Source organism: Methylobacterium sp. Leaf99, assembly GCF_001422375.1.
Classification (GTDB): domain Bacteria; phylum Pseudomonadota; class Alphaproteobacteria; order Rhizobiales; family Beijerinckiaceae; genus Methylobacterium.
Map to the genome: position 1 here is coordinate 35,335 of NZ_LMMU01000011.1, position 21,009 is coordinate 56,343.

The 21,009-nt window shown below is 68.5% G+C and carries 23 protein-coding genes and 2 tRNA genes; 13 read left to right on the forward strand and 12 right to left on the reverse strand.

Annotation, left to right across the window (positions count from 1 at the left end; translation table 11 throughout):
* Positions 1-28: 28 nt before the first annotated feature.
* The 10 genes from ASF28_RS19215 (at position 29) to ASF28_RS19255 (ending at position 9,303) form a co-directional block, all read left to right on the forward strand.
* Positions 29-1,513: a sensor histidine kinase gene (locus ASF28_RS19215; RefSeq protein ID WP_056096543.1), complete on the forward strand. Its 1,485-nt coding sequence runs from the start codon at positions 29-31 to the stop codon at positions 1,511-1,513.
* A complete protein-coding gene (locus ASF28_RS19220) occupies positions 1,506-1,895 on the forward strand; it encodes a response regulator transcription factor (RefSeq protein WP_056096546.1) in 390 nt (129 codons plus the stop codon). The genes ASF28_RS19215 and ASF28_RS19220 overlap by 8 nt, the downstream gene beginning before the upstream one ends.
* Positions 1,896-1,975: 80 nt before the next feature.
* A complete protein-coding gene (locus tag ASF28_RS19225) occupies positions 1,976-2,602 on the forward strand; it encodes a response regulator transcription factor (protein ID WP_056096550.1) in 627 nt (208 codons plus the stop codon).
* Between the two features lie 187 nt (positions 2,603-2,789).
* Positions 2,790-3,626, forward strand: coding sequence for an alpha/beta fold hydrolase (locus ASF28_RS19230; RefSeq protein ID WP_056096554.1), 837 nt, complete (start codon positions 2,790-2,792; stop codon positions 3,624-3,626).
* Between the two features lie 93 nt (positions 3,627-3,719).
* Positions 3,720-4,658: a pirin family protein gene (locus ASF28_RS19235; RefSeq protein WP_056096557.1), complete on the forward strand. Its 939-nt coding sequence runs from the start codon at positions 3,720-3,722 to the stop codon at positions 4,656-4,658.
* Between the two features lie 48 nt (positions 4,659-4,706).
* Positions 4,707-6,497, forward strand: coding sequence for a monovalent cation:proton antiporter-2 (CPA2) family protein (locus tag ASF28_RS19240; RefSeq protein ID WP_056096559.1), 1,791 nt, complete (start codon positions 4,707-4,709; stop codon positions 6,495-6,497).
* A gap of 263 nt (positions 6,498-6,760) precedes the next feature.
* Positions 6,761-7,258 carry an Hsp20 family protein gene (locus tag ASF28_RS19245; protein ID WP_056096563.1) on the forward strand — a complete coding sequence of 166 codons (498 nt, stop codon included), beginning with the start codon at positions 6,761-6,763 and terminating at the stop codon, positions 7,256-7,258.
* 86 nt (positions 7,259-7,344) lie between these two features.
* Positions 7,345-7,845 (forward strand): hypothetical protein, encoded by a 501-nt coding sequence (locus tag ASF28_RS19250; protein WP_443189754.1) that lies wholly within the window; start codon positions 7,345-7,347, stop codon positions 7,843-7,845.
* Between the two features lie 867 nt (positions 7,846-8,712).
* Entirely contained in the window at positions 8,713-8,919 is a 207-nt protein-coding gene (locus tag ASF28_RS22695; RefSeq protein ID WP_157085657.1) for a hypothetical protein, read from the forward strand.
* Between the two features lie 162 nt (positions 8,920-9,081).
* Positions 9,082-9,303: a hypothetical protein gene (locus ASF28_RS19255; protein ID WP_056096566.1), complete on the forward strand. Its 222-nt coding sequence runs from the start codon at positions 9,082-9,084 to the stop codon at positions 9,301-9,303.
* Positions 9,304-9,519: 216 nt separating this feature from the next.
* Here ASF28_RS19255 and ASF28_RS22035 read toward each other — a convergent pair whose 3' ends face one another.
* Positions 9,520-10,110 carry a PAS domain-containing protein gene (locus ASF28_RS22035; RefSeq protein ID WP_082476678.1) on the reverse strand — a complete coding sequence of 197 codons (591 nt, stop codon included), beginning with the start codon at positions 10,108-10,110 and terminating at the stop codon, positions 9,520-9,522.
* Positions 10,111-10,431: 321 nt separating this feature from the next.
* Here ASF28_RS22035 and ASF28_RS22700 point away from each other — a divergent pair, with 321 nt between their 5' ends.
* The gene (locus ASF28_RS22700; RefSeq protein WP_147709707.1) at positions 10,432-10,707 is read left to right on the forward strand and encodes a PilZ domain-containing protein; all 276 of its coding nucleotides are present in this window, start codon (positions 10,432-10,434) and stop codon (positions 10,705-10,707) included.
* A 16-nt stretch (positions 10,708-10,723) separates the two neighbouring features.
* A complete protein-coding gene (locus tag ASF28_RS22705) occupies positions 10,724-11,068 on the forward strand; it encodes a hypothetical protein (protein ID WP_157085658.1) in 345 nt (114 codons plus the stop codon).
* A 149-nt stretch (positions 11,069-11,217) separates the two neighbouring features.
* Here ASF28_RS22705 and ASF28_RS19260 read toward each other — a convergent pair whose 3' ends face one another.
* Positions 11,218-11,874, reverse strand: a complete 657-nt coding sequence (locus ASF28_RS19260) for an SOS response-associated peptidase (RefSeq protein WP_056096569.1) — start codon at positions 11,872-11,874, stop codon at positions 11,218-11,220.
* Between the two features lie 71 nt (positions 11,875-11,945).
* Here ASF28_RS19260 and ASF28_RS19265 point away from each other — a divergent pair, with 71 nt between their 5' ends.
* Complete coding sequence (locus ASF28_RS19265) at positions 11,946-12,824, forward strand: SDR family oxidoreductase (protein ID WP_056096571.1); 879 nt, start codon at positions 11,946-11,948, stop codon at positions 12,822-12,824.
* 283 nt (positions 12,825-13,107) lie between these two features.
* On the opposite strand, the gene ASF28_RS19270 is transcribed toward ASF28_RS19265, so the two are convergent.
* The 10 genes from ASF28_RS19270 to ASF28_RS19315 all read right to left on the reverse strand — a co-directional run bounded on the left by ASF28_RS19270 (position 13,108) and on the right by ASF28_RS19315 (position 20,959).
* A tRNA-Gly gene (locus ASF28_RS19270) sits at positions 13,108-13,181 on the reverse strand.
* A 77-nt stretch (positions 13,182-13,258) separates the two neighbouring features.
* Positions 13,259-13,342, reverse strand: a tRNA-Tyr gene (locus tag ASF28_RS19275).
* Positions 13,343-13,423: 81 nt separating this feature from the next.
* Entirely contained in the window at positions 13,424-15,106 is a 1,683-nt protein-coding gene (gene recJ / locus ASF28_RS19280) for a single-stranded-DNA-specific exonuclease RecJ (protein ID WP_244475091.1), read from the reverse strand.
* 224 nt (positions 15,107-15,330) lie between these two features.
* Positions 15,331-16,731 (reverse strand): NAD(P)(+) transhydrogenase (Re/Si-specific) subunit beta, encoded by a 1,401-nt coding sequence (locus ASF28_RS19285; protein ID WP_056096578.1) that lies wholly within the window; start codon positions 16,729-16,731, stop codon positions 15,331-15,333.
* Positions 16,732-16,735: 4 nt separating this feature from the next.
* On the reverse strand, positions 16,736-17,185 hold the full coding sequence (locus ASF28_RS19290) for a proton-translocating transhydrogenase family protein (protein WP_056096581.1): 450 nt from the start codon (positions 17,183-17,185) through the stop codon (positions 16,736-16,738).
* A gap of 17 nt (positions 17,186-17,202) precedes the next feature.
* Positions 17,203-18,342 (reverse strand): Re/Si-specific NAD(P)(+) transhydrogenase subunit alpha, encoded by a 1,140-nt coding sequence (locus tag ASF28_RS19295; protein WP_056096584.1) that lies wholly within the window; start codon positions 18,340-18,342, stop codon positions 17,203-17,205.
* A 93-nt stretch (positions 18,343-18,435) separates the two neighbouring features.
* Positions 18,436-18,729 carry an aa3-type cytochrome c oxidase subunit IV gene (locus ASF28_RS19300; protein ID WP_056096587.1) on the reverse strand — a complete coding sequence of 98 codons (294 nt, stop codon included), beginning with the start codon at positions 18,727-18,729 and terminating at the stop codon, positions 18,436-18,438.
* A gap of 145 nt (positions 18,730-18,874) precedes the next feature.
* A complete protein-coding gene (locus tag ASF28_RS19305) occupies positions 18,875-20,239 on the reverse strand; it encodes an ABC1 kinase family protein (RefSeq protein ID WP_056096589.1) in 1,365 nt (454 codons plus the stop codon).
* Between the two features lie 112 nt (positions 20,240-20,351).
* Positions 20,352-20,738, reverse strand: a complete 387-nt coding sequence (locus tag ASF28_RS19310; RefSeq protein WP_056096591.1) for a type II toxin-antitoxin system death-on-curing family toxin — start codon at positions 20,736-20,738, stop codon at positions 20,352-20,354.
* Positions 20,735-20,959 (reverse strand): AbrB/MazE/SpoVT family DNA-binding domain-containing protein, encoded by a 225-nt coding sequence (locus ASF28_RS19315; RefSeq protein WP_056096593.1) that lies wholly within the window; start codon positions 20,957-20,959, stop codon positions 20,735-20,737. Before ASF28_RS19315 ends, ASF28_RS19310 begins: the two co-directional genes overlap by 4 nt.
* Between the last annotated feature and the right edge of the window lie 50 nt (positions 20,960-21,009).

The following is a 21,009-nucleotide window of genomic DNA, read 5'->3' on the forward strand; positions in this document are numbered from 1 at the left end:
CCCTGTCCGGCCGAGGTGGAAGAGCAGCATGCGGCAGGTGTTTTCGCGGTGGCCGAGCCGGGCGACCGCCGCGCCGCGCGGTGGCCCGGTCGACACGGGTGATCTGCCGGCCTGGATGCTGGCCCGGCCGCCGAAGCGGCGGTGGGTCCGCCTCGAACGATCCGGCACGGTGGCTTTGCTGGTGGTCGCCCCCGCGATCCTCGCCGCCGCGGCGGGCTGGGCCGCGGCGACCCCGTCCGGACCGGCGACGCCGCTCATCGCCGGCATCGCGGGCCTCGCCGTGGGCGCGGCGGCCGTCCGGGTCATGCGGTCGGAGCGCGCCCTCGAAACCAGCCGGGCCCGGCTGACGACGCTGTTCGAGCGGGCCGGCATCGCCCTGTGGCGCGAGGACTGGACCGCCGTGGGCGAGGCCGTCATGGCGCTCCGGCGCGCCGGGATCACCGACCTCGAATGCCATTTCGCGAGCCACCCGGACGAGCTCCGCGCCCTGCGCGCGCGAGTCCTCATCACCGACGTCAACGCCTTCACCCTCGAGGAGACCGGCGCCCCCGACAAGGCCGCCTGTCTCGGGCCCCTCGACCGCCTGCTCCCCGACACCGACCAGACCTTCGTCCAGTGGATCGTGGCGTTTGGCCGGGGCGACCGGTTCTTCCGCTCGGAGGCCCACGTGCGGCGCGCCGACGGGAGCGAGGTCGACATGCTGTTCACCGCGATGCTGCCCTCGGACCTCGCGGGCTTCGCCGAGATCGTCGTGACGGCCCTCGACGTGACGGCGTTCAAGCAGGCGCAGCGGCATTTCGCGCTCGCCGACACCGAGCTGGCGCGCGCCTCGCGGATCACCACCATCGGTGCGCTCAGCGCCTCTATCGCGCACGAGGTCAACTCGCCCCTGGCTGTCATCGTCGCCAATGCGCAGGCGGGCCTGCGCTGGCTCCGGCGACCGCAGCCCGATCTCGGCGAGGCGACGGCCGCCCTCGACGACATCGTCGCCGCGGCGACGCGGGCCCGCGACGTCATCGCCCGGACCCGGTCGTATCTCGGCAACGCGCCGCGGGTCTTCGACGCCGTCGATCTGCTCCAGGCGGCCCGCGACGCGAACCTCCTCGTCGAACGGGAGCTGCGGGCCCTCGGGGCGAGCGTCCACCTCGCCGCCAGCGGCGAGGTCCCCCGGATCGCGGCCGACCGCATCGGCCTGCAGCAGGTCTTCGTGAACCTCCTCGTCAACGCCGCGCAGGCGATGGCGGCGGGGGTGGGCCCGCGCGACATCACCGTCGCGATCACCCGGCGGGACGGCCATGTGGCCGTCGCCGTGAGCGATACCGGTCCGGGCATCGGGGCGGAGCGGCGGGCCCGGATCTTCGAGCCGTTCCACTCCACCAAGGTCGGCGGCATGGGCATGGGCCTCGCGATCTGCCGCAACCTCATCGATGCCCATGGCGGCGACATCTGGGTCGATGCGGCGCCCGGCGGCGGGGCCGCCTTCCACTTCACCCTGCCGGTCTCCCATGCCTGACGTCGCCGCGGGGGCCGTGGTCGCCATCGTCGACGACGATCCGGCGATCCGTACCGCCCTCGGCCGGCTGACCCGCGCCCTTGGCTACGTCCCCGCCCTGTTCGACGGCGCCGAGCCCCTGCTCGCCGACCCCTCGGGGCTCCGGATCGCCGCAATCGTCACCGATCTCCAGATGCCGGGCCTCTCCGGCCTCGACCTCCTGCGCATCCTGCGCCAGCGCCGTCCCGCCCTCCCCGTCCTTGTCATGACGGCCTATCCGAGCGAGGCCGGCCGGGCGCGGGCCTTGGCGCTGGGCGCCTTCGCCTACCTCGCCAAGCCGTTCGATGCCGAACAGTTCGAGCACTGCCTCACCGTCGCCCTCGGTTCCGCCGGAAACCCCTAACGGGAGGCGAACAATTCGCGCCGGCGCGAAACGATGGTACGCACGCGTGTACGGTAACGAACGCGTGTGCGGCCGCGAGGATGATGCCCGAGGCAACGGTCCATATCGTCGACGATGATCCGACCCTGCGCGCGGCCTTGATCCGCCTGTGCCGCTCGGCCGGGCTGTCGGCCCTGGGGCACCGGGACGCGTCCGATCTCGCCCTCTGCGATGCCCGGACCGCCCCGCACTGCATCGTCCTCGATGTGCGCCTCGCCGACGCGAACGGCCTCGCCGTCCAGGAGGCCCTGCGGGCGGCGGGCAGCACCGTGCCGATCATCTTCCTGACCGGCTACGGCACGATCCCCATGACCGTCCGGGCCCTCCGGGGCGGTGCCGTCGAGTTCCTGACCAAACCCGTCCTGGCGGACGTGCTCCTCGCGGCCGTGACCCGCGCGCTGGAGGCCGACGCCGCCGCCCTGTCCGCCCGCACGGCCCGGCGCGCCCTCGCCGACCGCCTCGACTCCCTGACCCCACGGGAGCAGGACGTGATGCTGTGCGCCATCGGCGGCCTGATGAACAAGCAGATCGCCGGCGAACTCGGGATCACGGAGATCACCGCCAAGGTCCACAAGCGGCGGGTGATGGAGAAGATGCAGGTCCGGTCCCTGGCCGATCTGGTCCGCGCCGCCGACCGGCTCGGACTGGCGGCGACCCGTCAGCGCTGACGCGGGTTTTTCGCGGTGTCGCAGAATCGGCGGCGGGCTGCGCGAACAATGCCGCTTTCCTTCAAACCGCGGCGGGAATCGGCAAGCCGGGCCGCGCCCGCGCCGCCATAGCTCGGGTCGGCGGTCGCCGGGGGATCGCGGGTGGGTCGGCCCGTGACATCCCCCTCCTTCGAGACAGGACATCCCCATGGCCACCCTCACCACCCAGGACGGCACCGACATCTTCTACAAGGATTGGGGCCCCGAGGGCGCCCAGCCCATCGTATTCCACCACGGCTGGCCGCTGTCGTCGGACGACTGGGACGCGCAGATGCTGTTCTTTCTCCAGCATGGCTACCGCGTCGTCGCCCATGACCGGCGCGGCCATGGCCGCTCGGCGCAGGTCGATGGCGGCCACGACATGGATCATTACGCCGCCGATGCCTTCGCGGTGGTCGAGGCCCTGGACCTGTGGAACGCCGTGCATATCGGGCACTCCACCGGCGGCGGCGAGGTCGCCCGCTACGTGGCCCGGCACGGGGAGCCCGCTGGCCGCGTCGCCAAGGCGGTGCTGGTCTCGGCCGTGCCGCCCCTGATGCTGAAGACGGACGCCAACCCGGACGGCCTGCCGCTGGAGGTGTTCGACGGCTTCCGCACGGCCACCGCCGCCAACCGCGCCCAGTTCTTCCTCGATGTCGCGAGCGGGCCGTTCTACGGCTTCAACCGCGACGGCGCGACCGCCCTGCCCGGCGTGATCCAGAATTGGTGGCGCCAGGGCATGACCGGCAGCGCCCAGGCCCATTACGAGGGCATCAAGGCGTTCTCCGAGACCGACCAGACCGGGGACCTCGCGGCCATCACCGTGCCGACCCTGGTCCTGCACGGGGAGGACGACCAGATCGTCCCCATCGCCGCCGCGGCGCTGAAATCTGTCCGGCTCCTGAAGAACGGTACGCTCAAGACCTATCCGGGCCTGCCCCACGGGATGCTCACCACCCACGCCGACGTGATCAACCCCGACCTGCTGGCCTTCGTGAAGGCCTGAGCGCCGGGCGGGGGGCGCGCCAAGCGCCCCCGACCCCCGGCGCCGGAGCGCGCGGCGTCCGGTCGTGTCGGGCACCAGAGACAGGAGATCCCCATGAGCTGGCACGGTGCCGAAGATCCGATTCCGGGCGATCGTTTCACCTGCGACGCGATCCAGACCCTGATCATCCCGCGCTCGCGCGACCTCGGCTCGTTCGCCGTGCGGCGGGCCCTGCCCTCCACGGAATGCAGGATGGTCGGCCCCTTCATCTTCTTCGACCAGATGGGGCCGTCGGAATTCCTCCTCGGCCAGGGCATGGACGTGCGGCCGCACCCGCATATCGGCCTGTCCACGGTGACCTACCTGTTCGAGGGCGAGATCATGCACCGGGACAGCCTCGGGACCGAACTGTCCATCCGCCCCGGCGAACTGAACTGGATGACGGCCGGCCGGGGCATCACCCATTCGGAGCGCACGGGGAGCGCGCTGCGCGAGACCGGCTCGACCCTGTTCGGCCTCCAGAGCTGGGTCGCCCTCAGCGGCCGGGATGAGGAAGCCGCCCCCGCCTTCGAGCATTACGAAGCCGGGGCGCTGCCGGTCCTGACCGGCGAGGGCAAGACCGTCCGGCTCATCGCCGGCGAGGCCTTCGGTGCGAAATCCCCGGTGCGGACCTCGAGCCCGATGGTCTACGCCGACGTGACCCTGGAGGCCGGCGCGGTCCTGCCCCTCGACCCCGACTACGACGAGCGCGCGATCTACACCGTCTCGGGCGCCATCGAGATCGCCGGCGACGGCTTCGGGCCGGGCCAACTCCTCGTCTTCCGGCCGGGCGACCGCATCAGCGTGCGGGCGACGCAGACCGCCCGCTTCATGGTGCTCGGCGGCGAGCCCATGGACGGGCCGCGCCACCTGTGGTGGAACTTCGTCTCGTCGCGCCCCGAGCGCATCGAGCAGGCCAAGGAGGATTGGCGCCGGGCCCGCTTCGACACGGTTCCGGGCGAGTCCGAGTTCATCCCCCTGCCCGAGGACCCCAAGCCCGTGCGCTATCCTTGAGCGTGCGGCGGCCGGCGGGCATCCCCCCTTCACCGAGGTCGAGACTCCATGGCTGCTGACGCATCGGGCGCCGCCGGCGACCTCGTCCAGGTCGTCGCCCTGCTGGCGGCGGGGGTGATCGCGGTGCCGCTGTTCAAGCGCATCGGCCTCGGCTCGGTCCTCGGCTACCTCGTGGCGGGCCTGTGCATCGGGCCCTTCGGCCTCGGCCTGTTCACGGACGCGCACGCGATCCTGCACGTGGCCGAGCTCGGCGTCGTGATGTTCCTGTTCCTCATCGGCCTCGAAATGGAGCCGTCGCGGCTCTGGGGCATGCGGCGCGAGATCTTCGGCCTCGGGCTCGCGCAGGTCGGGGCCTCCATCGCCGCCCTGACCCTGGTCGGCCTCGCCCTCGGGTTCTCCCTCGCCGTGGCCTTCGTCGCCGGCACCGGCTTCGTGCTGACCTCGACGGCCATCGTCATGCAGCTCCTCGAGGACCGCGGGTCGCTCTCGACCCCGAAGGGCCAGCGCATCGTCGCGATCCTGCTGCTCGAGGATCTCGCCATCGTGCCGCTCCTCGCCGTCGTCGCCTTCCTCGCGCCGGGCGGGGCGGTGACGGGCACGGCGGACCGGGCCTACGCCGTCGGGCTCGCCCTCCTGTCCGTGGCCGCCCTCGTGGCGGCGGGACGCTGGCTGCTCAACCCGATGTTCCGCCTGCTGGCGGCGGCGAAGGCCAGGGAGGTGATGACGGCGGCGGCCCTCCTGGTGGTGCTCGGCGCGGCCCTCGCCATGCAGTTCGGCGGCCTGTCCATGGCCATGGGGGCGTTCCTCGCCGGGGTCCTGCTCTCGGAATCGAGTTTCCGTCACCAGCTCGAAGCCGATGTGGAGCCGTTCCGCGGCATCCTCCTCGGCCTGTTCTTCCTCGGGGTCGGGATGTCCCTCGATCTCACCGTGATCGCGGCGAACTGGGTCCTCATCCTCACGGGCGTCGCCGCCTACATGGTGGTGAAGAGCCTCGTCATCTACGCCGTCGCGCGCCTCCTGCGGGCCGGCCACGCCGAGGCGACGGAGCGCGCGGCCCTGATGGCGCAGGGCGGCGAGTTCGCCTTCGTGCTCTACGCCGCCGCCGCGGGCGCCGGGATCATCGACGGCCCCACCAACGCGATCCTGACGGCGACCGTCATCCTGTCCATGGCCGTCACTCCCCTGATGGTGATCGCCTTCGACCGCCTCGGCCCCAAAGCGACCGCCTCCACGGACGGCGTCGAGGTTCCGGAGAACCTCGTCGGCAGCGCCCTCATCGTCGGGTTCGGCCGCTTCGGCCAGATCGTCAGCCAACCGCTGATCGCGCGCGGATGCTCCCTGTCCATCATCGACACCAACCCGGCCGCCATCCGGGTCGCGGAGGATTTCGGGTTCAAGGTCTATTACGGCGACGGCGCCCGCCTCGACATCCTGCACGCGGCGGGCGCCGCGACGGCCCGGGCGATCCTCATCTGCATCGACGACCGCGACGCCGCCCGGCGCATCGCCGCGATCGCGAAGGCCGAGTTCCCCCTGGTGCCCGTCCTCGCCCGCGCCCGCGACCGCGAGCACGCCATCGCGCTCCTCCAGGCGGGCGTGGCGTATCAGCTCCGGGAAACCCTCGAATCGGCCCTGGCCTTCGGCGAGCAGGCGCTCCGGACCCTCGGCGACGATCCCGACGCCGCCCGGGCGGCCATGGCGGAAATCCGCCGTCGCGATGCCGAACGCCTCGCCCTGGAAACCGTCGGCGGCGTCCATGCCGGCCGCGAGCTGATCCATGGGAACGCGAGCCGCGCCCGGCCCGCCGGGGATGGGCGTTTGGAAGAGCGGCGGCTTTGATGGACGGTGCTCCTCCCCCGGTGTCACGACACCTTCGACCCGCCGTTCGGAGCGGGTTGCGGTCGTTCCCCCGTGAGCATCGACACGGCCCCAGTGGACTCAGCCGCCAAAACCGCAATCTTTTGGGAACGCGATTTTCTTGGGAACCGGGGGCGGGCAACCGCGTTTCGTGTGCGCGAGGCCGGGTTTCGGCTCGCTGAACGGGCGCCGGATCAGGCAGCCGGCGACCCTTGTCATCACGTTGCTCCAAGGAGGATGTGGTCATGAGGACCCTTGATTTTTCCCCTCTCTACCGTTCCACCGTCGGCTTCGACCGCCTGTTCTCGCTGCTGGACCAGGCGACCCAGGCCGAGACGTCCTCGACGTGGCCGCCCTACGACATCGAGCGGGTGGCGGACGACGCGTACCGAATCACGATGGCCGTCGCCGGCTTCGCGCCCGACGAGATCGATCTGACCCAGCACGACACCACCCTCGTGGTCACCGGCCAGAGGAAGTCGTCCGAGGGCGAGCGCCGACTCCTGCACCGCGGCATCGCCGCCCGGGCCTTCCGCCTGACCTTCAGCCTGGACGACCACGTGAAGGTCATCGGCGCGACCCTCGAGAACGGCCTGCTGACCGTGACCCTCGAGCGCGAGGTGCCCGAGACCCTGAAGCCCCGGCGCATCCCCATCGGCGGGACGCAGCCGGCCATCGGCCAGGATGCCTCGGGCCGGGGCAACCCGCAGCCTCGGATCGAGGCCGAGCGCCAAGCGGCCTAAGCCCGTGGTCTGTTCGTCGAATGTCCCCCGCGCACCCGCGCGGGGGACACCGCCCATCCAACCCATGCTTTCAGGAAGGATGATCGATGATGGAGACGTATCTTTCCCGTTCCGGTGCCGTGAACTCCGGCGCCATGAACCCAGCCGGCACGCACCCGGCCGCGTTCGAGGCGTGGCAGGCCCTCGTCGCGCCCGGCGATGTCTTCCGCCACCCGAGGGAGGTGCTGGCCCACCCCGGGCTTTCGCCGGGGGACAAGCGCGCGATCCTCGCCTCCTGGGCGTCGGATGCGAGCGCCCTTGAGCACGCCCCGAACCTGCGCTGCCTCGTCGGGAGCAGGGCCGAACCGGTCTCCGTCGACGCCGTCCTCGCGGCCCTCGGCGAACTCGACCGGATGTCCCGACGCTCGACCGACGCCCGACCGACGCGCCCCTTCCCGCGCCGCCTGCGTCGCCTGGCGGGGCTGCACCGATCTGTTCGCCCGGGACGACGCGACGACGACGACGATCCGCCGCCCTGCCCGGCGGCCGCCATGCCACGTCCGAAGACCCCGCCGAGCGACGCACGGGCCGCCGTGATCCCGGCCTGACAAGAGGTCCCGATGCCGGACCGAACACCGCCAGAGCGACGACGGCCCGATGCAGCCCGGCATCGGGCCGTCGTCCCTAAGTCCATTCAATGGCGATGGGCCGGCGCATCACGTTGGCGCGAAGGAATCGGAAACCATGATCATGATGCCGCTGCACCCCGCAGTGAGCCTGATCCGGTCTCGATAGTTGGTCGAGCAGTTGCGCGATTCGATCGTCAGCAATGAACAGATCACTTCGAGCGAGCGATATGGAACGAGCGGAACGGATTTTTGGACGACGCAAAGGCGGGTATACGGCCGATGAGTTGGCGGCTTACCGGCGATCGCGGATCGAGGCGGACAACGCTCAGCGTAAGCGAGGCATGCCCTCGGCTCCCATTTCGAACGAGATCCAGGGCTTGCGAGGACTGGCTAAAGCCGACCAGGCGCCGGAGCAAAAGAGATCGAGACGGTGGTTCGGTCGCCTAACGCTGTGTGCAGGCTTGGTCGTGCTGCAGTTCGCGACCGCTACGGTCGGCGCTTCGCTCGTGGCCTGCGATCGGTGTGACCGGCCCTTCGATATCTTCGTTGATGACGCCTTCGGAAGCTGCGTCGGTCGCGGCACCAAGCAGCAGCGACATTCCCTCGAGACTGATGCCGCCCGGCCGGCATCCACCCTCGGTCGATGAGTAATTGGTCGTCCACCCTCTGGCTGACCAGCCATTCGCGGGCTTTCACGAGTGTTTTTAGTATGGAAAACCCGCCCCACGTCACGTTCCCTATGGCGGTAGACCGGGCCGACCCGCGATCGAGTCACACGCTTGTGTCCGATCCCTCTGGCTTCCGATGCGTTGCACGTCCCTACCCAGGCACGACCCAACAGGATTCATGACCAGTCGCCCCTTCACCAACGCAAGACGACCCACGACCCATGTCCGCGAAACCCATGCAGAGCGCACGCGATTCGACAAAGGAGCTGCTGAGCCCGAGTTCGACGCCGAAGACAAAGGCGTTCACGCCATCGCCACATTGCTGCTTGGGTTAACGATCATCGGAGCGGTGGCGATGCTCGGCTTCCGTTGGACCATGAGCTAAACAGCTGTCGGTGGTCAGGACAACTCGTGAGGGCCGTGGCAGGGTCGACGGCCACTTTTCAGCCATCGACGGGCAGGGTCGCCTCGCGATCGAGTCGCACCCCTCAGTCACGATATCTGGGGCAAGTCGGGCGTTGCCCCTCCTGATAGACAGGAGAGATCCATGACCGTCAGCACCTACCCCCCCACCGATGCCGGCCGGCCTGCCACCAGCGCCATCAACGCCAGCGCCAACCGCGCAGGGCCCGAGAGCACCTCGATGAAGTCCGAGCACCGAGCCGGGAACACTGTCGACAAGGTCGACCAAGTGAGCAGCGTGACGCTGCTCGGCATGGCCATCGTAGGCGCGGTGGCGATGCTCGCCCTTCATTGGCTGGTTGGCTGAGCGTCCCTGAAGACCGGTCAGGGCAACCGGTTGCGTGGATGGGCTCACGGCCGCTTTGGCCGTAACTCAAGGGGCATGGGAGATGCGCATCCCCGTCTCGGTGCCCTGGCCATTCGCACGGATGCGCGTGGGTGGGGTCGCGGGGGAAAGCGTCTCGCATCACTCGGAGCGACTACGACGGGCCTCGTCGGTTACGGGGCAGGCGCTGCTGCCGGGTCAATGCAGGTGCTGTGAGGCAACGCCATATGTGGGCTTGGATAATTCTTTTCCTAGCTCAAGCAACAACATATCGATCAACATCCTGAGAATGCTCGAATTGTCCTGAATTAAAACATTTCTCAAAGGAATAAGGCTATCGACGAGGCGTTCGATCATAAATATTCGCAGCTCTCCGTCATTGTGGTCAATGTGGGCATTGGTGATATCGACGGCCATGCCAAGGCAACGGACTGCTTGCCCCTCTTCATCTGCCTCGACTTGGCCACGCGCCGAAACCCAATGTACGGCGCCATCGGCACGAATAACCCGAAACTGCGCCGCAAATCGCCCAACCGACCCATGCGCGTCGCGAACGAGGGCTGACACGCGGTCCTGGTCATCGGGATGAATGCCGGCCAGAAATGCGGCCAGTGGCACTCCACACGATGCGTTTTCAGGTGCGATCCCGAGCAGTTCGATCAACGAGCCAGACAGGTAAACTAAATCGGCACGGAGATCATTTTCCCACGTGCCCACAAAACCGGATGCTTCAAGCGCAGACTGGATTTCTGCACTCACAACCCTTTCGCGCTTTCCACGTGCCGGCATGGGGTGGTTCCTGCAAAATAGATTCTAACTGGCTTTCAGTTGCCATGTTCCCTTCGGGCGCCGGGTGACTTCCCGCGCCATTAGGTGATCCGCTTGATGCTCGTCCCGGGTGCCGTCTTTCCGCTGGCGAAACCAGATGCCGTCCCCTCCCCCGTTCTCAAAGATCAACGTCAGGCATGCTGTGATGCCGCCAGGCGCGTGTCGATCCGAATCTCTCTAAGAATTCGCATTTGAGTTGAATTGTTCGCACAATCCCAACAGAATGCTGCCCTAGTACGGGTCAGAAGGCTTGATTCCGCGCCCCATTCTGAAGGACCTCGGATGACTGCAACGGCATGGGATACCCCACTCGAAGGGGGCGAAAACGTATTCGGCTTCATTGGTATCGATGAGCACACTCACAAAGGCTGCGTCATTCAATGCGCAACGGATTTGGGAGTCCGCCTGATTATGCTCGATTCAAGCACGGTTCCGATTGATTTCGTTCTATTTTCATTTGATTTCAATAAATCTTATCCTTGCAAGACCATACGCAGGACAGACGAAGTGATTGACGCTTGGATCGATTCTGACGGCGATGTGATCTGCAACGATTGAGACAGGGGAGCGCCGAATGTCGAAAGGTGTGCTTGATCAGCTTTTTACTGTGCCTGACGACAGCTGGGCAGACCGTTGCCTGTCTGAGATTTCAAGCCTCTCTACTGTGCCGGCCGGATCGCATGAAAAAAGATCCAGTGTTCGGTATGCCGCGTCGGGCGTCGCGATCATTAAACCTGAGTTCGGACTACCCATCACCTGCACTCTCGTGGATCGTTCGGAAGGCGGCGCGAGATTGAAGGTCTTGAGCGTCTTGGGAATACCGGACACTTTTATTTTGATCATCGAAGCTGAGCAGATGAGGGCACAGATAGCGTGGCGAAGCGTCGGCGAAATCGGTGTGGCCCTGACGCACGGATAGAACCGCCGACCGGTACCACCCATCACCAGATCCTCATGGGCCGGCTGGCGGTGATCATCAGAGCGGTGATCACACTGAACCCAAACGCCCTGAACCTCAGCCGGGGAACGTGCGGCGCCGCGTGCGTGAAAGCCTAAGGATTCAGCGGATTACTCCGCCGGATCGCGCCGCGCGCCCTGCGCCACGATCCGCATCCGAGCGTCCGGTAGCGGCCGCTGCAACTCCAGAGCGATCTCCGTGGGGGCTGCGAGCCAGGTGCTCCATTCCTCAGGCGTCGTCAGCAGCACCGGCATGGCCTTGGGGTGGACGGGGCCGACGATGCCGTTGGCCTCGCAGGTCAGGAACGAGAACAGGCGGTGCTCTTCCTCCACGCGGTCGGGGTTCTCGGCCTTCGTGCCGCGCACACCCGTCCACGACCGCCAGATGCCGGCGAAGGCGAACAGCGGACGCTCGTCGTCGAGGGCGAACCACGTCGGGGTCTTCTTCGGCTTGGTGTCGGCGTACTCGCTGAAGGATGAGACCGGCACGAGGCAGCGGAACTCCGGCTTGAGCCAGGGCCGCCAGTGCGGGCTCTTCACGTTGCGCACATTGGTGACGGGGTGCTCGCCGAACTGCTTCGGACCGGGGATGCCCCAGCGGAACATCTCCATCACGCGTTCGCCGTCCGCGCCGACGTGCACGATGGGCGCACGCTGGTCGGGAAAGATCCCCGGCATCGCCGGCAGGTTGCCGGTGCGATCGGACGAGACGCCGAAGGAATCCCGGATCTCGGCCTGCGACGTCACCAGGCTGTAGAGGTTGCACATCCGCGTTCCATTCTGTCGCAGCCACGAACCTGCGTCTGCCACGTTGGCCAAGGCTTCAGGAAAGACAGACGATGACCTCTGACCCTCGCAATTCCGGCCCGCGGCCGCCCTTCCCCGGCGATCAGCAGCAGGAGCGTCCGGGCCTAACCTCGCGGATGACGCCCGCTCCGGATCACGGCGAGGACAGTTACATCGGCAAGGGCCTGCTCAAAGGAAAGGTCGCGCTGATCACGGGCGGCGATAGCGGGATCGGCCGGGCGGTGGCCATCGCCTATGCGCGCGAGGGCGCCGATGTTGCGATTTCGTATCTGCCCGTGGAGCAGTCCGACGCCGAGGCGACCGCCCACTGGGTCGAGAAGGCCGGACGCCGAGCCGTGCTGTTGCCGGGCGATCTGCGGGACGAAGCGCATTGTCGCGATCTGGTCGCGCAGACCGTGAAGGCCCTCGGCGGCATCGATATCCTCGTCAACAACGCCGCCGCGCAGACGGTCAACCAGGACCTCGACGACGTGACGGCAGAGGATCTCGAGGGATCGTTCAGGGCCAACGTGTTCGCCATGTACTACCTCTGTCAGGCGGCGGTTCCGCACATGAAGCCGGGCTCGGCCATCGTCAACTCGACGAGCCAGCAGGCCAAGATCGCCGACAGCACGATGCTGATCTACGCCGCGACGAAGGGGGCCATCGCCAGCCTCACCATCGGGCTGTCGAACCTCCTGGCACCCAAGGGCATCCGCGTGAACTGCGTCGCGCCGGGCCCGATCTGGACCCCGATTCAGCCCATCGTGAAGAGCCCGGAGCAAATCGAGAAACTCGGGGAGGACACGCCGCTGGGGCGTGCCGGGCAGCCGGCGGAACTCGCCCCGGCCTACGTGCTTCTGGTGTCGCGCGAGGGCAGCTACATGACTGGCGCGCTGGTTCCCGTCACCGGTGGTACGCCGATGTATTAGTTGCGCGAGGGCCGGAGTGTGATGGAGCATCATCGGTGCTGACGCGTCAGGCGGAGGAGGCACTGCGGCAGGAGTTCTTCACGGCAGCGCCCGAACGACGCCCTGGGTCCGATTTGCCGGGACGACAAGTGCCGGTCCCATCGGGGTGACAGAGTCAGCGCGCGGCCCAGAACCGATTCGTCGGTGATATCCTTGTGGTATAGACTGCCCAGGCCGTCAGCCGACGGAAACCACCCCCATGCCATATCAGGCTGAAGCTGGAGGGCCTTTCCATAAGGGAAAGTGGAGCGGGTACCGGGAATCGAACCCGGGTATTCAGCTTGGAAGGCTGCTGCTCTACCATTGAGCTACACCCGCATCGGGGACCGTATAGCACGATCACCGAGGGTCGAGACGGGGAGCCGGAACCGTCGCCCGCGATCTCGCTAGAGGTTTGGTGGGGGAAGTAGGACTCGAACCTACGAAGCTTACGCAGCGGATTTACAGTCCGCCCCCTTTGCCGCTCGGGACATTCCCCCAAACCGCCGCCCGTGGGCAGCGCGCGGGTCCTTATGATGAGGCCCCGCGCAGGTGTCAACGGGGATCGCGGGCGGATCGGTTCAATCGATGGGGGCGAGGTCGCAGATCCGGACCTGGGCGCGGTCGGCGCCGCGCCAGGTGTCCACCGCGAGGGTGCCGGCGGCGTGGAACTCGCGGCCGATGCCGGCGAGGATGGCCTGGCCCAGGGGGCCCTGCGCCGCCCGGAAGCAGATGGCGCCCACCGCCTGGCCGTCGCGGCTGCGCAGGCGAGCCCGGACGTGGCCGTTGCCGACGATCCCCGCATCGACGATGCGGTGGCGCGGCAGGGCGAAGACCGGTTCGGGCGCGCCCGAACCGAACGGGCCGGCGCGCTGGAGCAGGCGCACCATCTCGGCCGTGGCACCGCCGGCGCTCACGGTGCCGTCGAGGAGGAGCGCCTCGACGGCGCGGGCCTCGCCGACGGCCTGGGCCAAGTCGGCGGCGAGGTGGGCGGCGAACGCGCCCGTGTCGGGCCCCGCCAGGGTGACGCCGGCCGCCATGGCATGGCCGCCGCCCTTGAGGGCGAGGCCGGCCTCCACGGCGGCGCGCACGGCCCGGCCGAGATCGGCGCCCGGGATGGAACGGCCCGAGCCCGTGGCGGTGCCGTCGGGCCGGAGCGCGAAGGCGAAGGCCGGGCGGCCGAAGCGTTCCTTGAGGCGGGCGGCGATGAGGCCGACGACGCCCGGGTGCCAGTCAGCCGAGGCCGCCACCAGCACCGGGCGCTCGGGGTCGCCGGTGAGGGCATGGTCCATCTCGGCCTCGGCGGCGGCGACGGCCTGGGCCTCGATGACCTGGCGCTCGCGGTTGAGCCGGTCGAGCTCGGCGGCGATGCGGGCCGCCTCCGCCGCGTCGTGGGTGGTCAGCAGGCGGGCGCCGAGGCCGGCGTCGCCGATGCGCCCGCCGGCATTGATGCGCGGGCCGACGAGGTAGCCGAGGTGCCAGGCCTCCGGCGCCTCGCTCAAGGCGGCGGCGTCGAGGAGGGCCGCGAGGCCGGGGCGCCCGCGCCCGCGCATCACCTTGAGGCCCTGGACCACGAAGGCGCGGTTGAGGCCCGTCAGGGGCACCACGTCGGCGACGGTGGCCAGCGCCACGAGGTCGAGGGCGGCGGCGAGGTCGGGCAGGTCCGCGACGCCGTCCCGGCGCAGGCGCCGATTGAGGGCCACCAGGGTGAGGAACACCACGCCCGCCGCGCAGAGATGGCCGAGGCCCGACAGGTCGTCGAGGCGGTTGGGGTTCACCACGGCGCGGGCCGGCGGCAGGGTCTCGGGGGCGCCGTGATGGTCGAGGACGAGGACGTCGAGGCCGAGGGCCCGGGCCGCCTCCAGGGGGGCATGGCCGCTGGTGCCGCAATCGACGCAGACGAGCAAGGTGGCGCCGGCCTCCCACAGGGCGGTGACGGCGGCGACGTTGGGGCCGTAGCCCTCGGTGATGCGGTCGGGGATGTGGATGCGGACATCGAGACCGAAGCCGCGGAGATAGCCGGCCAGGAGCGCGGCGCTGGCGGCCCCGTCGACGTCGTAGTCGCCGAAGATCGCCACGGTCTCCCGGCTCGACACGGCACGGGCGAGGCGGTCGGTCGCCGCCGCCATGTCGACGAGGCAGTCCGGGTCCGGCATCAGGTCGCGCAGGCGCGGATTGAGGTGGGCGTCCGACTCCGCCGGGCGGATGCCGCGCCCCGACAGCACCCGGGCGAGGAGGTCCGGCAGGCCGTGGGCCTGGGTCATGGTGGCGGCGTAGGCCTGGAGCGCCGGATCGGCGCAGCGGTCGCGCCACGGCCGCCCGAGGACCGAGCGGGAGACATCGAGGAAGGCGCGGGGGATCTCGGCTGACACGGGGGGACCCTACTCCAGTCCAGCCGGCCCGGCTCACGCGAAAACGACGACGGGGCCGGCGATGGACGCCGACCCCGTACGCTGTCCTGGCGGCGCGGGCGAGGCCCGCGCCGGGCTCAGAGGTTTTTGACGATGGAGTCGACGACCTTCTTGGCGTCGCCGAACAGCATCATGGTATTGTCGCGGAAGAACACCTCGTTCTCGACGCCGGCGTAGCCCGAGCCCATGCCGCGCTTGATGAACAGAACGGTCTTGGCCTTCTCGACGTCGAGGATCGGCATGCCGTAGATCGGCGAGGCCTTATCCGTCTTGGCGGCCGGGTTGGTGACGTCGTTGGCGCCGATGACGAAGGCGACGTCGGCCTGCGGGAAGTCGCCGTTGATGTCCTCAAGCTCGTGGACCTCGTCGTAGGGCACGTTGGCTTCGGCGAGGAGCACGTTCATGTGGCCCGGCATGCGGCCGGCGACGGGGTGGATGGCGTACTTCACATCGACGCCCTCCTTCTTGAGCATGTCGACCATCTCGCGCAGCGAATGCTGGGCCTGGGCCACCGCCATGCCGTAGCCCGGCACGATGATGACGCGCTCGGCGTTCTTCAGGATGTAGGCTGCGTCGTCGGCCGACCCCTGCTTGACCGGCCGGGTCTCGACGGCGCCGCCGCCCGCGCCCGCCGCGGCGTCACCGCCGAAGCCGCCGAGGATGACCGAGATGAACGATCGATTCATCGCCTTGCACATGATGTAGGACAGGATCGCGCCGGACGAGCCGACGAGGGCGCCGGTCATGATCAGCGCGAGGTTGCCCAGGGTGAAGCCGATGCCGGCCGCCGCCCAGCCCGAGTAGGAGTTCAGCATCGACACGACGACGGGCATGTCGGCGCCGCCGATGGGGATGATGAGCAGGCCGCCGAGGGCGAACGACAGCAGGACGATGACCCAGAACACCAGCTTGCTCTCGGTGCCGATGAACACCGCGATGAGGCCCACGAGGGCGATGGCCAGGGCGATGTTGAGGGCATGGCGCTGGGGCAGCATGATCGGCTTGCCGGACATGCGCCCGTCGAGCTTGGCGAAGGCGATCACCGAGCCCGTGAAGGTGATGGCGCCGATGGCGACGCCGAGCGCCATCTCGAACAGCGACTCCTTGTGGATGTGGCCGTTCTCGAGGATGCCCACGGCCTGCGGCGCGTAGAGGGTGCCGGCCGCGCCCGCCACGGCCGCGAGGCCGACGAGGGAGTGAAAGGCCGCCACGAGCTGGGGCATAGCCGTCATGGGCACGCGCTTGGCGATGACCGCGCCGGCCCCGCCGCCGAGGCCGAGGCCGAGGATCACGAGGATCCAGGCGCCGAAGCCCGCCGGCGGATGGCCGACGAGGGTGGTGAGGACGGCGAGCCCCATGCCGACCATGCCGTACAGGTTGCCCTGCCGCGACGTGGTCGGGTGCGAGAGCCCCCGCAGCGCCATGATGAACAGGACACCGGAGACGATGTAGAGAAGGGCGGAGACGTTCTGGGACATCGTCTCAGGCCTTCTTCTTGTACATGCCGAGCATGCGCTGGGTGACGAGGAAGCCGCCGAAGATGTTCACGCTGGCGAGAACGATGCCGAGGAAGCCGAAGAAGCGGGCCCAGCCGGTGCCGTGCTCGAGTAGCGGCACGCCGGCGGCCAGGATGGCGCCGACGATGATCACCGACGAGATGGCGTTGGTCACCGACATGAGCGGGGTGTGCAGCGCCGGGGTCACCGACCAGACCACGTAGTAGCCGACGAAGATCGCCAGCACGAAGATCGCGAGCTGGAACACCGTGGGATCGACGGCGCCGTGGGTGACGGCCGAGAGGCCGTGTCCGAGGCCGTCGGCGTATTTCTGCGCCTGGAGGGCGTGCTGCTGCGCGATGTCGGCAGCGGTTCGGGCCGCGGCGGCGGCGGCGCGCGCCTGCTCGGCGGCCTGATCGGGGGGAAGCGTGGCCATCGTATCCTCCGGCGGGATCAGGATTTGGTCTGGAAGGCGGGATGCACGACCTGCCCGTCATGGGTCAGGTTCGTCGCCTTGACGAGCTCGTCGTCCCGCTTCACCGCCAGGGACTTCGCCTCCTTGTCGATGAGGGTCTCGACGAAGGCGTAGAGGTTGCGCGCGTAGAGGCTCGACGCCGTGGCGGCGAGGCGGCCGGGCACGTTGAGGTGGCCGACGATCTTCACGCCGTGATCCGTGGTGACGATCTCGCCGGCCTTGGCGCCCTCGACGTTGCCGCCGCGCTCCACCGCGAGATCGATGAGCACCGAGCCGGGCTTCATGGTCGCGACCATGGCGGCGGACACGAGCTGCGGCGCCGGCCGGCCGGGGATCAGGGCCGTGGTGATGACGATGTCCTGCTTGGCGATGTGGGTCGCCACGAGGTCGGCCTGCTTCTTCTTGTACTCGGCCGACATCTCCTTGGCGTAGCCGCCCGAGGTCTCGGCCTGCTTGAACTCGTCGTCCTCGACGGCCACGAACTTGGCGCCCAGGGACTCCACCTGTTCCTTGGTGGCGGGGCGCACGTCCGTGGCGGTGACGACGGCGCCCATGCGGCGGGCCGTGGCGATGGCCTGGAGGCCGGCGACGCCGACGCCCATCACGAAGACGCGGGCGGCGGGCACGGTGCCGGCGGCCGTCATCATCATCGGCATGGCGCGGCCGTACTCGGAGGCGCCGTCGACTACGGCGCGGTAGCCGGCGAGGTTGGCCTGGCTCGAGAGCACGTCCATCACCTGCGCGCGGGTGATGCGGGGCATCAGCTCCATGGCGAAGGTGTCGAGGCCGGCCTGCGCCATCTCGCCCAGGGCGGCCTCGTTGCCGTAGGGGTCCATGATCGCCACCACGGTGGCGCCGCGCTTCAGCAGCCCGATCTCGTCGGCGTTGGGGCGGCGGACCTTGAGGACGAGGTCGGCGTCGTTCGCCGCGTCCTGGGCCGAGGATGCGACCCTGGCCCCCGCGGCCTCGTACTCGGCATCCGGGACGCCGGCCGTCAGTCCGGCACCGGACTGAACGGTCACATCGGCCCCGAGGGCGATGAACTTCTTGACCGTTTCGGGCACCGCCGCGACCCGCGGCTCCGCGGGATCAGACTCTGTCAGGACAGCGATGCGCATTCAGGAAGTCCCCCTCGGCGATCGTTCCGGAACGCCGTAACTCAGCAGAAATATAGAGCCTAAACGCTGGTATACCAGCGCTTCCAGGCTACGTCACGCGAAGAAGAGGTAGAGCAGAAGCAAGACCGCGACCACGACGGGGGCCTTCCAGCCCACGGCCGGCGCGAGGGCGCCCACGGCGCCGGCGGCACCGGACAGGACCACGGCGAGGATGGCCGTCAGCCAGGCCTCGTGGATGCCGCCGATGGCGAGGGCGAGCACCCAGCAGATCACCACTGAGGTGCCGATTTCGACGAAACGAACGAAGCCGCGGTAGGTTTGCTCGTGGGTCTTCTCGTCCATGGCGGGGCTGTAATGTACGCCGGACGCGGTCTTCAAATCGGCCATCTCAGGGTCGTCCCCATGGGTCTATCTTGATTTGTTCCAAGGGGATTTAGCGCATGCCCCGGCCGCTCGCAATCAGCATGCGTGCCATGGAAAGACCACGAACGGATTTTTGTCATGCCGACGGGAATCCCCGTCGGCGCCGCCGTCATGCGGGCAGGGCCAGCCCCGCCCGGGTCAGGGCCTCGCCCTGCCGGGCTTCGAGTTCCGAGAGCGAGAAGCGCTCGATCTCGGCCTCGAACAACCGGTGATAGTTCAGCTCCGAACGCAGGTGCAGGAACACCGCGCCGAGGCCGACGGCGGCGCGGTCCATGAACACGAATTCCTGCGGCACCGTCACGGGACCGCGCGCCTTCAGGGCCTGATGCACTTCGAAGGCCTGACGCCGTCCGTACTCGCCGGGCTTGACCCCGTCGGCCACCGTGCGGGTGCGGTCCTCCAGGATCGGCCCGTAGATGAAGCGCGCCCAGATGTTGAGGATCTCGATGAGCTCCTTGTTCAGGTTCTTGAAGCCCCAGACCTCGTAGGCATGGACGATGCGGGCCTCGTCGTTCTCCAGGAGACCGCGATACAGATCGACCACGCCTCCGACGAAGCGCGGGTGGAAGATGCGCACGCAGCCGTAATCCAGCAGGTTGATGCCCCGCGCTTCGCCGCCCTCGGAGAACACCGTGTAGTTGCCGAGATGCGGGTCGCCGTGGATGACGGCGGCGCGGCTGAACGGGTGCCACCACGCCTTGAACATCGCCTTGGCGAGGCGGTTGCGGATCTCGATGGGCGCGTCGGCAAAATCGAGGATGCGTTCGCCCTCCAGCCAGCCGAGGGTGAGGAGGCGCTTGGTCGAGAGATCGCGGTGGATGTCCGGCACCCGGACCTCGGCCACGTCGCGCAGGACGTCGGCGTAGAGCGCCGCGTGCTTCGCTTCCCGCTCGTAGTCGAGTTCCTCGCGCACCCGGGCGCCGATTTCCTTCGCGATCTCACGGGTATCGAGCCAGGAGCTCATGCGCCGGTGCAGGGCGAAGGCGACCTCGAGCTGCTTCAGGTCGGCCTCCACGGCCGATTGCATGTCGGGATACTGGAGCTTGCAGGCGAGCGCCGTGCCGTCGAGCCCGGTCGCCCGGTGGACCTGGCCCAGGGAGGCGGCCGCCGCCGGCTTGAGATCGAAGGTCTTGAACCGCGCCTGCCAGTCGGGGCCGAGTTCGGCCATCATCCGGCGCTTGACGAAGGCCGCGCCCATGGGCGGTGCGTCGGCCTGGAGCTTCTGCAGCTCGGTCGCGTATTCGGGCGGCAGAAGGTCCGGCACCGTGGCGAGCAACTGGGCGACCTTCATGATCGGCCCCTTGAGGCCGCCCAGGGCCTGGGCCAGGGCGGCGGCATTGGTCGGCGCCTCCTTGCCGCCGAACAGGCGGGCGCCGGCCATGCGGGCCGCGACCCCGCCGACATTGGCGCCGACGCGGGCGTAGCGGCTGGCGCGCGCGGAGAAGCGGTTGGCTTCGCTGTCGTGATCGGCCATCGGGTTCTTCAGATCTCGGAAAGGATGCGTCCGGAAATCCGGAGACCCCGTTGAGATAAGCCCGTTGGCGTCCTGTGCCAGGGCGCTGCGCCGTTGCGGCGCGGTGGGGGTGTCAGGTGGCCGGCCAGTTGTCGCGAATCCAGTGCAACAGACCGGCTTCATCGATTTCGCCGGCGGCGAGGCTGCGGATCACCAACGTCGCCTCAGCCTGCTCCGGCTTGAAGGGAATGCTGTTCAGTCGGAGGAATGTCACCATCGCCACGAAGGCGATCCGTTTGTTGCCATCGATGAAGGCGTGGTTGCGCGCAAGACCGAACGCATAGGCGGCTGCCAGCGAGGCAAGGTCACCGTCTTCATAGCGCCATCTGTTGATCGGTCGTGCGAGAGCCGATTCCAGGGCGTTCTCATCGCGCAAGCCCGGCGGTCCGCCGAAGCGGGCAAGCTGACGCTCGTGCGCGACCATGACCTCGTGGGAGGTCAGCCAGCGGGGCTCGGTCATTGGGCGAGCGCCCGAAGGGTGTCCTTGTACTCGTCCATGATGTCATCGACGATGGCCATGGCCTTGTCGAAATCAGGATCGTAGGGCGTCAGGCGTACGCCACCATCGGGCATCTCCGTGACGTGCAGCCACTGTCCCTGTTGGAGGTTGAGCTTCGCGATCAGGTCCTTCGGCAGAATCAGCCCGGTGGAGTTGCCGATCTTCTTGACTTCGAGCTTCATGACGATTCGCCTTTCGTTGTACGGAATGTACAACGAAAGGCCGGGTCGGC